The following is a 15567-nucleotide window of genomic DNA, read 5'->3' on the forward strand; positions in this document are numbered from 1 at the left end:
TTGCGGCATGAAGCGGTCCTCATCCGCGAATGGCTGTTCACGCCCCCCGTTCAGAAAGAACGTGACATGGGGGTATTTCTCCGTCTCGGCCAGCCGGAACTGGGTTTTGCCCTGCGCTGCCACCCATTCGCCCAGGGTGTTCACGATGGATTGCTTGGGGAAGGCCGAGGCCATGTAACGGTCATGTTCAGACGAATAATCGACCATGCCGATCATGCCCGCCCAATTCACCGCACGGCGCGGCGCGGCCTCGAATGATCATCGGCGTCCTCGTGACGCGCGCCCGTTTCCGGCCTCGCCGTCGTTTCACCGAAAGCCCTTCCTCGCGATAGATGCGATACAGCTTCTTGTGGTTCATGATCATGCCCTTGCGTTCCAGCAGGACCCCGATCCGGCGATACCCGAACCGACGCCGCTTGCCGGCGATCTCCTGCATCTCTTGGCGGATATCGGCACTGTCCGGCGGGCGTTCACGCCGAACGGTCTTGGGATCGACACCAACCAGCCTACAGGCCCGGCGCTGCGAGATGTCATGATCCCGCATCACCCGGAGCGCCGCATCTCGCCGCTTCGTCAATGTCGTCAGTTCTTTCCCAGCAGGTCTTTCAACACGACATTGTCCAGCATGGTGTCCGCAAGCAGGCGCTTCAGCTTGGCATTCTCGTCCTCAAGGGCCTTTAGCCTGGCAGCCTCGGACACCTCCATGCCGCCATACTTGGCCTTCAGCTTGTAGAACGTCGCAGTGCTCAGCCCATGCCTACGGCACACTTCCGCAGTCGGCATCCCGGCCTCCTGCTCCTTGATCATTCCGATGATTTGCGCCTCGGTGAAACGGCTCTTTCGCATGTGTCTGCTCCTTCAGAGTTGGCGCAGACTCTACATTACGGTGAGGGATTTCGCGGGGGGCAGGTCAACAGCTTTTCACAGATTTTTCTGAAAGCTGGCGCGTGGATTTTCTCACATCTCTTAGGGATTTGGTTTACCTCCCTGAACTTCTGGATGCTGTGGAAAATGAAATCGTCGTTCAGAAGTCACTTTTGCGATCCGTAAGAATTGATGAAGTGAGGGATCAGTTTGCCAGTGTGTTGCGCGGCGACGTTCTTTTGACCAACTTCGACTTCGGGTTTTGTTTACCGCCGTCAGATAAATTTGCGGGCTTCGACCTACAGTTTGAAGTCAGAGCAAACTCCATGCCAAGCACCAACATGCATGCGTTGATAGGAAGAAATGGTGTTGGAAAAACAACTTATCTTAATGCAATGGTAAAGGCAGTATCACCACACGCGCTTACAGATGCATCGTTCTATACAACGAAATCGATTTTCGGCCGGCAGAAATTAGACCCCACAGGTTATTTCGGAAGTTTAATTTCTGTAGCTTTCAGCGCCTTTGATCCATTTGATCAGCCACCGCCGACTCAAATCCAAGATAGCGAGTTTCGCTATTCTTACATTGGCTTAACCGATCATACCCGAGATCGAGAAGTTCATTCGGGAAAGCATTTGAAAACAGATGAAATGCTTCACGAAGAGTTTGCCGAAGCTCTCAAAGTATGTTTTTCGGATGCGGACCGAAAAAATAGGTGGAAGCAGGCAATTAAAACGCTTGAAAGTGACCCAAATTTCTCTGATATGAAACTCCAAGATCTAGAGAATTTTGCTTTCGATCAGCTTAAAGATGCAGCACTTAAGCGTATAAGGAAGATGAGTTCTGGACATACAATTGTAATCCTTAGCTTGACACTTCTAGTTGCAAGGGTGGATGAAAAGACCCTCGTATTGTTTGATGAGCCGGAAAGTCACTTACAACCGCCCTTGTTGTCAGCTCTAATGCGAAGCTTGGCTCAGCTACTCAAAGCTAGAAATGCCGTAGCAATAATTGCCACACATTCGCCAGTAGTTTTGCAGGAAATACCTAGATCCTGCGTTTGGAAGGTATTTCGTTCAAAGCTCGCTTCGGAAAATATACGGCCGGAGATTGAGACATTTGGTGAAAACGTAGGCACTCTGACAAGAGACGTTTTTAGGCTAGACGTTGCGAAATCTGGCTTTCATCTTGTTTTAGAAGACCTAGTTAAAGCCGGGGGCACTTATGAAAAAATTATGGAGAGGCTAGGAGGCAGTCTAGGCTACGAAGCAAGAGGTATCCTGAAGGCTATGGTTGCCAATCGTGATGAACGAGGCGATCAATAATGAAGAAAATACAACCGCCGACCTGTAGCCCGTCCGAACTGTTCGACGATTGTGTGCTGGGAATTTCAGACCCGACCGTGCAGGCGCGTCTTATTGCGCACAAGGGTTTAATTGAAGATGCGAATGCTAATTATGCTGCCAGTTCTGCTACGCAGACGTGGTGCCATCTCCCACGAGCACGGCATGCAAATCCCGATCAATTTATAGTTGGCAACTTAACCAAAGGTGATCTCGTTTCACTATACACTGAGGGCATGGTTGGATCCAGTGGAGCCGCTAGGAAAAAGTATGATGAACTGAAGCTTCTTGCACATGATGAATGTCCTTATTGCGGAGGTTGCGGAGAAATGGTTGACGAGGAAGGAATTGGCACCATTGATCATTTTCTTCCGAAAGCGCGCTTTCCCATTTTCTCTATTCTTCCTATAAATCTCGTTCCTTCTTGCGCAACATGTAACGGCGGGATGGGGAGTAAGTTTCCAACCAGTCCTGAGCTTCAACCACTTCATCCATATTTTGATGCTCCACACTTCTTCGAAGAGAAGTGGACTACTGTTACTGTGTCTGAAGATGAACCGATCTTGGTAACCTTCGACGTCGCCGCTCCCGCCACGTGGAGTGAGAAAGACCGCCTACGTATCTTAGAACATTTTAAGTGCTGTAAACTTCGTGGGCGCTACCGAACAAAAGTTGCTTCCGATATTTCATCACTTGTCGAGCAAAGGAAGACCGTGCATCGTAATTTAACGCCCGAGGAGTTTCGGGAGGTGTTGAAAACGGTTGCAGATAACGGTGCTCTACCAATCAATGGTTGGAAGCGCAGTCTTTATCACGGGCTCGCAGAGTCTCTCTGGTTTTGCACAAATAATTTTGCAGCGTGAATCTGCGTAAAACCTAGTGCCTCGGCTGAAGTGAAATTTTTGACTAGTTGTTATTTATGGTCTGCGCGGTAGATCATCGGATCCCACCCGCGCAGGCCATGAACCCTCACTGTGCGGATCTGATCAAATGGCAGTATCGTTCGAAGGTTAAGCCGCTGCGCTGCCAATCGTCGGTTTTCCGTCCGGCGGCCCCGATCGGCCGCGATCTTGCGTCATCCTCCAGCACACGTGCAAACGGCAGCTTCGTCCCACGGGCCGCCCAGGATGGCGGCCCTTCGAAAATGTTACTCGCTTGCAGTCCGCTCCGGCAATCAAAGATCGATGGCCTCTGAGATGGCCAGCGCGTCATCCACCTCGATCCCGAGGTATCGAACGGTGCTGTCCATCTTCGTATGACCGAGGAGCAGTTGCACAGCACGTAGGTTGCCGGTCTTCTGATAGATCTGCGCGACCTTGGTCCTCCGCATCGAGTGCGTGCCATAGCTGCTGACCTCTGAGCCGATCGAACTGACCCACTCGCGAAGCAGCCGAGCATATTGCCGCGTCGACATATGCGGCCGGTCATGGAACCGGCTCGGCCACAGATACTGCATGCCGGTCATCGACGGACGGGCGATCCACTGCTTGAGGCAGGTGCGGGTGGTCTCGGTGATTTCGAACCTGACAGGGCGTCCGGTCTTCTGTTGAACAACCGACGCCCGTTCGCGGACCTGTCCGGCTGCGAACACATCGCGCACCTGAAGACGGACCAGATCACAGCCCCGCAGCTTGCTGTCGATCGCCATATTGAACAGCGCAAGATCCCGGAGGTCGCCGGACACCTCCAGCCGAATTCGGATGGACCACACGTGCTTCGGCTTCAGTGGTCGTTTCTGGCCGACGATGCGGCCCTTGTTCCAGGCGATGCGTGGTGGTGGTAGAGGGGTAGTGATAAGTTCGGTGGACATGGCAGTGCCTTCCGATCCACCGCTCCCGCCCGCCTTTCGGAATGATGCAGGCGAAGGATAGCACAAAAGGCCAGTCCCGTCGCGTCGAGCCCAGAGCGGGCTTTCGTGGCGGCCTTGCGCGAACCTTGAGGATGACGCGGACGTAGAGTGTCAGCCATGGAGGAAGGCGTGGGAATGCTTCGGATTTATATGCGATACCTCAACGCCTACCGGAAATGGGCATACAAGGATCGAAACTCGATTTTGGTATCGTTTTTCGCGATCATCGCCATGATCTCGCTTATGCTTGCATCCAATTATCTATCGGAGCAAGCCGAGACCATTCTTCGATATGTCTTGCTTACCCTGATAATCGCATTCTTCCCGTTTATTTTTGTGACTTGGCGCGGCAACCGGGGCTTCGGTTCGAAAAAGCACTGAGCCTACCGCCAAGGGCGGCCCCGCACTACAACCAGCTGGGAATGTCCGCATTGTCCCACTATCGTCGTTCGGAGCCCTAAGCCGCCATTGCCCACTCTTGGCTGTTCTCCTAAAGTTCTGATGAACAGCATGGAGGGTGCATGTCGGCATCAGCGAGGAACATATCCCACGACCGCATTCCTTTAGCCGTCGTCTCGATCATCCTGACGGTCTTGGCACTGTCTCTCGGGGATGCCCTGATAAAGATGACCAGCGGCAGCTTTGTCATCTGGCAAATCTTCGTCCTCCGATCACTGATCCTGCTTCCCGTCCTTGCGGGCATCGCCCTCATGCTGGGCATCCTTCGGATGCCAGCGGCTTGGGGTTGGGTCACACTGCGAAGCCTGATGCTGATAGCCATGTGGGTGTGCTATTATCTGTCCCTGCCAAAGCTTTCACTCTCGGCAGCGGCGGCGGCCTATTACACGCTCCCGATCTTCATTACCCTGTTCTCTGCTGTGTTCATTGGGGATCGCATATCGAGGACCGGCTGGTTCGCCGTTGTTCTCGGTTTCCTTGGCGTTCTGCTGATCCTTCGACCGAGAGCAGGTGATTTCAACGCCTATGCCCTTCTGCCGCTGATTTCCGCCATGCTGTATGCAGGGGCCATGATCGTGACGCGAACCCGGTGCCGCGATGAACATCCGTTGGGCCTGTCTTTAGCTCTGAACATCGGCTTCATCATCGTCGGAGGTGTTGCGGCCGCGATCATACTTCTCCTGCCGATGGAGCTTAGGCAGGGTTTTCTGCTCTCGCCTTGGACGCCAATGGGGAAAGCCGAGTGGATCTCGATGGGGCTTCTCGCCGCCGCGATCTTGATCGGCAGCATCGGCGCCGCCATTGCTTACCAGAACGGCTCGCCCGCGATGATCGGGGCCTTCGACTTCGCTTATGTCGGCTTCGCTGTCATCTGGGGCATCGTGTTCTTTGCTGAGACGCCCGACTTAATCGCGTCCATCGGTATGATCATAATCGTCGGGGCGGGGGTGCTGTCGTTGCGGCAATGAACGGCAGGAATGTCCCACGATCGACCTCACCGGCCATGCCGTAGACGACAGATGTGGCAAGGACCACGGTGTGCATGGTTTCATAAAGGCTGTCATCAATGGCCGTCCTTATCGGCGCGGCCGCGAGCCTGACGATCCCGCGCGTCCATCTCCCTGAGCCACTCGATATAGACCTGCAACCGGCGATCGATCTGCGCGCGGTCGGGCGGCAGGAACGGCGCAAGGTAGGGATGGCGGCGATGCACATATCCCTCGCGCGGGTGGTGGCGCCGGAGTCGATACCAGCTCGACACCGTCCGGGCCCAGCGGTCGTCGGGATCGAGGGCGATAACGGGCGACGTGATGATAGTATTGTTCCCTAATATGGGATGGCCGCGGACGTCACCTTCCAGCACCAACTCGCCGATGACAGTGATCTGCGGCCGCCAGAGATCGAGGTCCGGTGCGCTGTCTAGTTCCAGGGCAGATGGACCTGCCTCTGCGGCGGTGATCGAGATCAGGGCGCGGTCAAGCCACGCGCGCTTATAGGGCGACAAAATGGTCATGCCGTTCTCCTTTATTAACGGTGGTGTGCGTCGTTTTGAGTAAACCCGGGTTGCAAGACGGCGCGTGGGTTGGCTGTCTTGCACCATCGACACTCGGTCGACGGCGAAGAATTTTGCCTGGTGGATCCTCCCGGTCCTTTGNTTTTTTATTTTTGTTCTTTCTCGTCTTCTCTTCTTCGTGCCGGGGAATGGAGATGGGCGGCGGATGGGACCCGCCGCAAGAAGTGCCGTTTTTTGGTCTTGGGTTTTTGAGGGCGGCTCCGCCGCCTTTCTTCTTTGTTTTTGTCTTTTTTGTTCGGTGATGACGGGTTCGTGGACGCGAGTGATTGCCCGGGGCTGGCGCGGGTGTCTGTAGCTATCGGGATTGCTGGGCAAGGCGCGTGGGTGGGTCTTCATCCGGTGCCGTAGGGCGCAGGCGCGCGAGCCAGTTTTGGGCTTCGGCCTGATCCATGTCGCGCGACTTCATCAGGGTGCTGGCCATGTCTTCGAGTAACGGGCGGTGGGCTGCGAGGATTTGGGTTGCGCGTTGCTCGGCGTTCTCGAGCTCGCGTCTGACCCGGACCAGAGCATCAGGGTCGAGGACGATCATCGTCTTGGGATCCGTGCTCCAGACCGGCCCTTGGGCGCCAAGCCCATATCGCGTCTGGATCGATGTGGCGATCGTCGTCGCCTGTGCCAGATCGGAGTCCGGACTGCCGCCCGCGCCGGCCGAGACATCGCCGAGGATCAGGCGCTCGGCCGCGCGACCGGCCAGCATCTGCACCATTCTGTTCTGCATATCCGCCAGGACGCCATGTTTGGCAGTCGCCGTGAACAAAGTGCCGCCGCCACCGTCGCGATCCAGAAAGATACGGCGGACCGGACCGAGCTTGAGCGCAGCGCAGATGATGGCGTGGCCACATTCATGGAGGGCCACGCGGCGGTCGATCGAAGGGTCGTGCGTGATCCGAAATAGCTGGCGCAGGTCGTTGAGGGTCATGTCCCGCTTTTGCCCCCGCGCCATCGCACGCGTTTGGCGGATGACCGCGTCAATGTCCGCCGCCGAGCAGCCAACGGCTCGGGTCGCGAGATCGCGCAAGTCAGCTTCGTTCCAGTCGGGTAGGCAAGTGCGGAACACGCCGAACAAGGTGTCCGCATCCGGCAATGGCACGTTGATGTGCATGTCTAAACGTCCGGGCCGCCGCACAGCCGGATCGATCATGTCCCTGTGATTGCATGTGGCCACGACGATCACCCCTTCTTCCCGCGCGATACTGTCCATTTCGGCGAGGAAGCTGTTGATGACCTGTGTCCGATAAGACCGATTGTGCTGATCGCGATCTTCGCGTGAGCCGACCGCATCGATCTCGTCGATGATAAGCACCGACGGGGCTCTAGTGCGGGCCTCGGCAAAGCTTTTGCGCATCTCGCGCAGCATGTCGCCGAGATGACCCGCCGCCTGCCAAGCACCAAACGTTCCGGTGACGACGCTGAACCCGGCGCTGTTGCCCATGGCGCGGGCGATCCATGATTTGCCGGTGCCAGGCGGGCCGTAAAGCAGCAGCGTCCGCGTTAGGTCTGACCAGGCGACTGCGCCGGTCTTCCATCCGCGCAAATCACGCACGATCTGCCGCGCGGCGCGCAGCGCCGGTGTGTCGCCGTGAATGTCTTCCAGCCAGGGGCCGTCCTTGGCCACGCGCGGAACTTCTGTGAGGGCGGCGATCCGTTCGGCCACGGCTTTGGCGGTGGGCGCCCGCATCGCAAGGCTCAGGGACAAGGCATCAACGTCCATTAGTGCGGCGTCGTTGGCCAGCACCGCGCGCACCGCCGCCTCGTCGATCCGACCTGTGGCACTGTGTGTCGCGCGCAGCGCGGCGATCAGGATGTCCACGGATAAGGGCGCATAGGTCCGCTTTTGGATCGGCGCCTGCTGCGGGATTGGCAGGCCTTTCGACTCCTCGGGCAGCAGGACGAGAATCGGGGCGCGCATATCGACAGCCCGCGCGAGGTCATCGGTGAATGCAGACATCGCGCGTTCTGTCACTCTGCCGTTCATGGGCTCCGGGTTCAACACGAGCATATGCGGCTTATCCTTCGGGAGACGGCCCAGTGACATGGCCAGTGACCAGCCTGCCGGCACCAAGAGCGGCAGCAGCTTCTGCAGCATGTGGATCTCATCGCCCGGAACACGCCCGATCATGGTGATCGCACCGGGGGCCAGCATCGCATCGCGATCCGGAATATCGCCAATGCTTGCTACCAGGCGCAGGAGGGGAATGAGCTTGCCCGACGGCAGGCGAATGCGAGGCTGCCACGTGCCATCCGACGCCGTGGCGGCGGGATCGCCACCGGCTTCCTGGACGGCGTCGTAATCCTCCGGGCAGATGTTTTGCGCAGCCGGGCTTCGGTTCAGCCCGTTGAGTGCGGCGGACCCCGGAGGTGACATTGTGGTCACCAGGAGTTCGGGCAGATCCATATCCTCCGGGTCCAATGCGGGATCCCAGGCCGGCGTCAACCGGGCCGCCAGATCGTCCTGCAGGTTGTGGATGGCCTGATGTGCCAAGGGAAGCCAAGTCGGGGATTCAGGAAATCCGGAATGGGGTTCAGGGTTGCGGGGCGTGGTGGAGGGTGTCTGAGTCATGGCGGGATTCCGGGTGTGAGGGGGGGGGACCATCCGGCGTTCCGGATGGCGATCAGGGGTGCGCGGCGAGAGGTGCAAACCCACGTGGCGAAGGGCGGCGGCGGTGTCGTGTCCACGGCGAACGGACATCCGGAAGCCTCGTCGGATCCGCTTTATCGGGACCCGTGCAAGCCAGACTCCGGGACGTCGGCTGCAGGTTGCCTCGGCCGCCCGGTGTGCGGGTTTGTCCTCCGGATTGTAGAAGCATGCGGCTGCGACGCGGGTTCGCAGCGTCATCCGGATCCGCCGACACAAGGTCGGCCGTGATCCAGAACCACCGCGCTGCGTGGCGTTATCCGGGTCGGCCCGGATGGCGGCGCAGGATCGGAGATCGGTCCCTCGATATGGTTCTGGGCTGCGGTTTGCGCCGGGCGTGGGTTCGTGCCGAAAACCTGCGGGGCGATACGGTCGACGGACGTGAATCCGGGTCGTCCGGCATGATCTCCGGATCGGGGAGGCCCGCCGTTCGGGACAGCGGGGAGATCAGATCCGGAGTCCGGATGCGCGCCGCATCCACGATGTCCGCCTCGATCCGGTCGAGAGTTTCCTGGAGGAAGGGCAAGCTCTCCGGCCTGTAGACTTCGGACACGACATTCATCAGATCCGCGTAGTCCGGGTGCGGCACGATGGATTCCGGATGGGTGAGGCGAAGGTCCGCGTGGGCGGCCTTCTCGCGAGTGCAGGCGTCGTGGCCCGTCGGCATCGCCACAACCCGGAGCACCTCGACGAGCGCGTCTTTCGGTAACCCGAGCTGGTGTTTGTGTCTCTTTACCGGACGTGCCGAATATCCAATTTTGAGAACGTGACGACCGGTGCCAGAATGACGGATGTCGAGCAGGTAAATGTAGCTGGGCTTTGCCGTCCACGATTGCCCGCAGCCGGCGCAGTCGCATTGCCCCCACCGCACATTGGCAACCGCGATCCGCTGTTCATGTCCGCACGTGTGTCGGTAGAGGCGGTAGCTTGCGTTGCCCTGCGGATCGCGGCCAAGGCGCGACCAGCCGAACCGGGCGGCCTCGGCTTCCTCGCGTTGGACGAGACAAGCCGCGCAACGCACAGCGACGGCGCCAGCTGCGATCCGTTCGATGAAGGCGAACTGGCGCCGCACTTCATGGCCGCAAGCTAGGCGATAACGGCCATAATGGCGATGATCTTGATCCCGCCCGAGCCAGGTCAGATTGGCGGTCAAAGCCGTCTGGCGCCAACGGGCCTCGATGCAATGCGGACACAAGGGCTGCGCCGACATGACCACGGAATGGCGCGCAGTGTGGATCCCGCCGCAGGTCTGGCAGCGCAGCGCGACATGCAGGCGGTCCCGAACCCGGGCAATCAGGTCAAAGCCTTTAGTGCGCGCCGCCTGGGTCCAATGGTCGTGGATCGGGCCGGGGTAGATGACAAGGGGGAGATCGGACACGGCAAGCGGGGTGCGGATGTTGCGCGGAGACAGGATGGTCGTGGACATGGAAGGTCCTCCCGAAAAACAGGATGGGGGCAGCCACAGGCCGAGCTTGCGCACGCAAAGCGTGCCGCCCAGAGGCCGGAGGCAGAGGAAATTTGGTGAGACAGGGCAACGGGCCTGCGTCCGATGTCGGCTCGCGGGCGGCCAGCTGTCAGATCTGCGAAGGGGTCAGGCGGCTGGCGCCATCAAGTGACCAGGATCATCCTGCTCGGTCTCGGCGTGATCCGCCTCGATGGCATCCGTGAAATCCGGCAATGTGCGCAGTGCGTTCAAATGCTGCTGGAAGGCGGCGACCATCTGATTGGTGCGGCGCCCCATGGGGCTGGTATTTGCGCAGCGAAAAAGATCAGGAAAATAGCCCTGCAGCGCAAAGGTGTTCCGGAACGCTTCAGGCGTATCACTTTCGATCAGCATCTGTGCCATTTTGCTGAGGCGCTTCAACGGCTGATCTTCCCGACGTTCGAGTGGCGTGGCGTCAAGCTGGGCGAGGCTGTCCAGCGTCCTGGTCCGGGCCCGTTCGGCGTCGCGGATCCACGCATCGCAGGCGGGATCCCAACTCCCGCTATGCTCAAGGTCGCGCTCCGCTTCAACGTAGGCGGAGAGGTTACGCATCATGGCGCCAAACAGAACAGTGACGGGGGAAGGGCAAAACGATGGCACCGCTTCCGAATGGCACGGCGGGATGATAGGCGTGTGAATAGCCATGAGTGATCTCCTAAGGATCAGTTGTGGTTAGGACCGGGCAAGGGGGTAGGAGCCCTTGCCTGTGTCCGATTTATATGAAACCATTAAACCGTAAATCAAGCATAGATTCGGACAAATGGAAAAAAAACGCGGGCGCCCTCCAATCGACTCGGAGGCGGTAAACCTCCGCCTTCCGCGCGACCTTATAGAATCTATAGATAAGCGCCGCCGCGATGAGCCCGATCTACCCACACGCCCCGAAATGATCCGTCGCGCTCTGGTCGAGTGGCTAGAGATAACAAACCAAGAGAGCTAATCTGAATCGGGCACTCTGTATTTAATGCCTACGCGGCGACGTCCTCATGAATAAGCCGACCGATCTGGCCAACGGTCAAAAGCGGATCACCATTCGGATCGACGGTCAGACCAGCGTCGGGAATGATCGACGGCGTTGCCATGCAGTCGATGAGCCGCATCGCCGCCGCACGGTTTTTAGGATCGAGATGGCGCAATTCGAACGCCGGAATGGACCCGTTTTTGCGGTGGAGGGCACAAAGCAAGTCCGCCGCGATCCTGGCGGCCCCGGTGCTGTCGATCGCCAGCGGATACAGCCTGCGCACATCGTCGCCGTAAGTGCGCTTCAAGCGCGTCCAGCGATTGATCGCCTCCGCCTCCGCCACCATTTCCTCTGCCGCCGCGGCGGCGAGCTCTTCGTCCGTAATCGTGCAAGTCATCGTAATATCTCCGGTCTACGCTATGAAATTATAGTCTGAATTCCGAATTCTCGCTCCACAGAATGCGCTGCGGAATAGGGGTTATCCCCAAAAATCGCCCCCCTGAATGGGATCGGCACAGTTCACATCCCAGGGCGGTTTTCATCTTCGACAATAGGTGTCACACCCCCCGATAAGGCCGAGGCTGCGCGGACCAGAAGCCCCGCGAACTTGGCAACGACGCGTTGCATCGGCGAGCGCCGGTCGGCCGGTGTGCCGATGGCGTGTCCGACGAAGGCATGGATGCGACCGAGACGGAGGTTTCCGTCTTCAGCGGTCAGCATTCCTGTATCCAGCTGGTCAACCATGTCTTCCATGGCGGACGCGGCCTCTGCCACCTCAATTTGTTGATCAGCAACCTTCCGTTCGCGGGAATCCAGATCCGCCTGTCGGGCGGCGGCGTCGCGTCGGAATGCCTCCATCCTCATGGTCAGGTTCTGTTTCTGCTTCTCAAAAACTCTTTCCCTTTCCCTCATCGCCACTGCACGCTGTGACAACGTCCTGTCTGCTTCCTCCTGCACCTTCTCCTTTTTTCTCATGGAATCCTCCGCCGCCCCCAGGGCGGCATCCCTTCGCGCGATCTCATGTTCACGCTCCGCAAGAGCGTTTTCCGCCGCGTCCAATTCCGCGTGCTGATGCGCAAGAGCAGCTTTCTCCTCAACGATGCCGGTGGCATCGACGGTGATCTCAGCGCGCTCGGCCCTCTGCCGCGCGACCTGCGCCCGCATAGCGGCGTCGTGATCCGCGTCAACGCGGGCCTGCTTCTTGCGGGCGTCATATTGCTTGGTGGTCAAGCGCTCCGCACCGGGGCCGCTTCTCAAGAGGCCCGCGCGTTTGCCAACCGCGTCATGATACCGCGACTGAAATGCGGTCATTGCCGCCTCATAGGCTTCGACATCACCGGTCTTGGCCTTTCTGGCTTTCCGCAACACCCGCAGGTGCGCGTTGTTATCGATCTCCCACCTTTCCAGTGCCAAGGCATTCGCCTGCTCGACCCGATCGCACTCGGTCTCCCACTCGGCCAGCACCTCGGCGTGTTTCGCATCCCGTTTCCGCTGGGTCGCAGGGGTTTTGCTTGGCTTGGGTTTTTTCGGTTTCTTTGGCCGATCTTGAAGTTGGGGTTTCGGAAGCCCTGCCAAGGTGTCCGATGGGCCATGTGCCTGTCGCCATTCTTCGGCGGCAACCTTGCCGACATGCAACTTGTTCGCACTCAGCTTCGGATCATGCATATTCACGCCCAGGATGTGGATGTGAACATGCCCTTCGTCGAGGTGCAGAACAGCCGAGAACGCGACTCCCTCCGGCATGCGCCTGGAGAAATCAGAAACCGCAAACTTGGCCCACTGCTGAACACGAAGCTTTTCTTCACGGGGTGCGGCCTTGTAATCCTCCGCCGTCATCGGATGGGAATGGATTTCAGTGTAGAGTGTGGGCGCATCGGTCTTGAGCCGGCGCTGGTAGGTGCTGCCACCCGACAGGGTGACGGTTTCCCGGATTTGAGCGCGACGTTCGTCATGCATTTTCCGAAGCGCCGAAACCGGAATGGCGCCAAACGCCAGGATCGGAACAGGAGGTTCAGGGTCGGCAACATGGCTGGAATACCGAGGATCCCGGCCCACCTCGAGAAACACCTGATTGATGTCGTTATACTGATCCTTGGTGCCCTCGACCCTGGTCAGCTTGTCGCTGTAGGTCTGGATATGGACGAACTGATAAGCCATCTGGCATCCTCAATAAAGGGTATGCCTGTTCATTTATGCTGAGAATTGGACAATCCCGAGAGGGTGTTCTAAGTAATCCGGTTGGTTTATGTGGATAACCTAACTACAGGAATTACTTATCAATATAGTATTTCGCAAACCGGAATAGGAAAGCTAGATACAAAGACAGACTGTAGGTAGCTAAAGCTACCTCGTCTGCCCCTTACGCCGGGGAGGCGCTCCGTCAGCTCGATAATAACGCACGGCATTATTATCGAACCGACTGCGCGGGCTTTGCCCTTGCCGGTCCGCCATCATTCCAAGGCGCAAAGCGCCTCGTCATGATATCGGATCCCGGGGGATACCCCCCCCGCACCCCCAACCGGATCCCGTGCGAATTGCTTCGCCGACATCCGGTTCAGATCGGCTTGCCGATCCGGATTCCTTGAAACCGCAGGACGTGCCCCGCGGCCTCGTCGTCATACCGTCCGCCCCTATCCGTTCCGAGCCCGTCTTCCTTCGGCGGTCCAAACTCCTGTTCCATCGGCCACACCTCAGAAAACGCGCGTGAGGCTCTCGATCGCGGATTTCATCTCCACCATCAGGCTCTGCTTGCGATAGGTCTTCTGGTGTTCGTCCTTGCCTTCATGCCCGACAACATCGCGAACCACCTTGTCGTCAACACCGTTGCGATCAAGGGCGTTCTGGACGTAATGCCGGAAGCCGTGGAACGACAGCGGGGCACCGTCTTCGCCCAATTGTTCGTCGATGGCGTCACGCATGAATCGACCAAGCCTGCGGCCCCAGATGCGGCTGCGCGCCTCACCCTGATCCGGGAACATGGCAACGCTTCCACGCGCCCGCATGGCCTGAACATACTGAAGCAGGCCGAGGTCGAGAAGGTGGCTGTGGATCGGCAGGATGCGGTCGGACGCCATATTCTTGATGCGGCGCAGTTCGTTGTGCCGGATATGGATGCACGGGATGCCATCCACCTCGATGAAGTCCGACGTCGCGATGCCCGCGATCTCACCGCGCCTGGCGCCGGTATAGGCCCCGAGGATCGGCGACCAGAAGTTTCCGTCCCGTGGCTGGTTCGGTTCGCTCCAGAGGGAATGCCGGAAAAGCCGACGCATGTCATCCTTGGTGAACGCATCCCTTTTGTCGCGGCTGCGTTTGGTTTCCTTGCGGCGCAGTTTAGAGGGCTTGAGCTTCGGATCGACCGCAATGCCTTCGTCCGCCGCCCAGCCGATGATCTGATCCAGATGTTCGAGATGCCGATTGATGGTTCCCACAGCGAGGCCCACCTTGTCAGGCTCCAAGGAGGCGGCGCGGGCCATGATCTCATCACGGGTGGCAGTTGCATCCTTCGGGCTTTTGCCCAAGCTCTTCGGCAACCTATAGAGGTCGGAGCGGAAGGCGCTGGCATGGCTTTGCCGGATAAGGCGCACGTCGCTCACTCCCGTCAATTTGGGGAACAGGGTCGCGAAGCTTTCATACTGGCGCAGGGTTTTTTCCTCGACACCCTCCGAACGCTTAAGGTCATTCATCCGAGAAACGACGGCCGCGATGTCCGGGTCGAACGGCGGGGTGTCGGCAGCCGGGTCGATGACCTCCAAATCTTCTACGCGATCACGCGCGTGCCGAAGCTCTTGGTGGACCGGCGGCATCTCGACACAAGCCTGTCCTTCCCCATTAGAGGCTTCGTCGGAAGAAGTGGTCCACGCCTCATGCTTGCCTTGGATATACATATCCAAGACTGCCAAAGTTTCTCTGGCGGATGCGACGTCGCGACCGATCAGGTCCTTGAAATCCCGCAGGATGATTCGACGCCGCGCATCACTGGCCAGATCGCGGCGCAGCATATCGACATTTTCCGCCTCAAGATCATCAGCATCTGCGACAGCGGGGGCATTTACGCCGTTTGCCGCGATGTGCATCCAAGCCGCCCGCATGGCACAATCATGCCGCAGGTCATCGCCCGGATCAGCGGAGTCGACCCGCCGCATAATGTTCAGATTGGCGATCTTGTCCCGTTCGCGCGCGATCACCGCCGACAGCCACTGCCGGGCCTCGGCATCCGTCATCAGGTTCTGGGCAGCACGGGTCATCACGACATCACTTTCGGCACTCAGCTTCCTGGCCAGTATAACCGCAAGACGAGGATCAGCGGTATGCAATGACAGCTTGATGTCGACGAAACCTGTGGACAACCGCTTCAGGCGCCTGCGCCAATGCAGGGTCTGTCCGCGCCGAAAAAG

General features: G+C 58.6%; 12 protein-coding genes and 2 pseudogenes. 4 read left to right on the forward strand and 10 right to left on the reverse strand.

Annotated features, from left to right (window positions below):
* Both TR36_RS14845 and TR36_RS14850 read right to left on the reverse strand, forming a co-directional pair.
* Positions 1-237 (reverse strand): annotated as a pseudogene (locus TR36_RS14845) (2,3-bisphosphoglycerate-independent phosphoglycerate mutase); the annotation flags it as partial.
* Positions 238-259: 22 nt separating this feature from the next.
* Positions 260-846, reverse strand: a pseudogene (locus TR36_RS14850) (transposase); the annotation flags it as partial.
* 101 nt (positions 847-947) lie between these two features.
* Between TR36_RS14850 and TR36_RS14855 the strand changes: the two are divergent.
* Both TR36_RS14855 and TR36_RS15445 read left to right on the forward strand, forming a co-directional pair.
* The gene (locus TR36_RS14855; protein WP_082714851.1) at positions 948-2192 is read left to right on the forward strand and encodes an AAA family ATPase; all 1245 of its coding nucleotides are present in this window, start codon (positions 948-950) and stop codon (positions 2190-2192) included.
* Entirely contained in the window at positions 2192-3073 is an 882-nt protein-coding gene (locus tag TR36_RS15445; protein ID WP_153010489.1) for an HNH endonuclease, read from the forward strand. Before TR36_RS14855 ends, TR36_RS15445 begins: the two co-directional genes overlap by 1 nt.
* Positions 3074-3384: 311 nt before the next feature.
* Here the strand turns inward: TR36_RS15445 and TR36_RS04160 are convergent, their stop codons facing one another.
* Positions 3385-4020, reverse strand: coding sequence for a tyrosine-type recombinase/integrase (locus tag TR36_RS04160; protein WP_045389938.1), 636 nt, complete (start codon positions 4018-4020; stop codon positions 3385-3387).
* 560 nt (positions 4021-4580) lie between these two features.
* Here TR36_RS04160 and TR36_RS04170 point away from each other — a divergent pair.
* Positions 4581-5486, forward strand: coding sequence for a DMT family transporter (locus TR36_RS04170; RefSeq protein ID WP_062762491.1), 906 nt, complete (start codon positions 4581-4583; stop codon positions 5484-5486).
* 95 nt (positions 5487-5581) lie between these two features.
* Here the strand turns inward: TR36_RS04170 and TR36_RS04175 are convergent, their stop codons facing one another.
* The 4 genes from TR36_RS04175 to TR36_RS04190 all read right to left on the reverse strand — a co-directional run bounded on the left by TR36_RS04175 (position 5582) and on the right by TR36_RS04190 (position 10854).
* Positions 5582-6031: a DUF6634 family protein gene (locus TR36_RS04175; RefSeq protein WP_045389935.1), complete on the reverse strand. Its 450-nt coding sequence runs from the start codon at positions 6029-6031 to the stop codon at positions 5582-5584.
* Between the two features lie 355 nt (positions 6032-6386).
* Positions 6387-8651 (reverse strand): AAA family ATPase, encoded by a 2265-nt coding sequence (locus TR36_RS04180; protein WP_237763515.1) that lies wholly within the window; start codon positions 8649-8651, stop codon positions 6387-6389.
* A 331-nt stretch (positions 8652-8982) separates the two neighbouring features.
* A complete protein-coding gene (locus TR36_RS04185; protein ID WP_045389934.1) occupies positions 8983-10152 on the reverse strand; it encodes a hypothetical protein in 1170 nt (389 codons plus the stop codon).
* Positions 10153-10317: 165 nt separating this feature from the next.
* Positions 10318-10854 carry a hypothetical protein gene (locus TR36_RS04190; RefSeq protein WP_052362579.1) on the reverse strand — a complete coding sequence of 179 codons (537 nt, stop codon included), beginning with the start codon at positions 10852-10854 and terminating at the stop codon, positions 10318-10320.
* Between the two features lie 115 nt (positions 10855-10969).
* Here TR36_RS04190 and TR36_RS14860 point away from each other — a divergent pair, with 115 nt between their 5' ends.
* Positions 10970-11149: a ribbon-helix-helix protein, CopG family gene (locus TR36_RS14860; RefSeq protein ID WP_082714853.1), complete on the forward strand. Its 180-nt coding sequence runs from the start codon at positions 10970-10972 to the stop codon at positions 11147-11149.
* Positions 11150-11177: 28 nt separating this feature from the next.
* Here the strand turns inward: TR36_RS14860 and TR36_RS04195 are convergent, their stop codons facing one another.
* The 3 genes from TR36_RS04195 to TR36_RS04205 form a co-directional block, all read right to left on the reverse strand.
* Positions 11178-11567 carry a hypothetical protein gene (locus tag TR36_RS04195; protein WP_045389932.1) on the reverse strand — a complete coding sequence of 130 codons (390 nt, stop codon included), beginning with the start codon at positions 11565-11567 and terminating at the stop codon, positions 11178-11180.
* 122 nt (positions 11568-11689) lie between these two features.
* A complete protein-coding gene (locus TR36_RS04200; protein ID WP_062762493.1) occupies positions 11690-13327 on the reverse strand; it encodes a hypothetical protein in 1638 nt (545 codons plus the stop codon).
* 533 nt (positions 13328-13860) lie between these two features.
* Complete coding sequence (locus TR36_RS04205) at positions 13861-15393, reverse strand: site-specific integrase (RefSeq protein WP_237763516.1); 1533 nt, start codon at positions 15391-15393, stop codon at positions 13861-13863.
* Positions 15394-15567: the final 174 nt, after the last annotated feature.

The sequence above is a fragment of the Falsirhodobacter sp. alg1 genome, assembly GCF_000739715.2.
In the GTDB taxonomy this organism is placed as follows: domain Bacteria; phylum Pseudomonadota; class Alphaproteobacteria; order Rhodobacterales; family Rhodobacteraceae; genus Falsirhodobacter.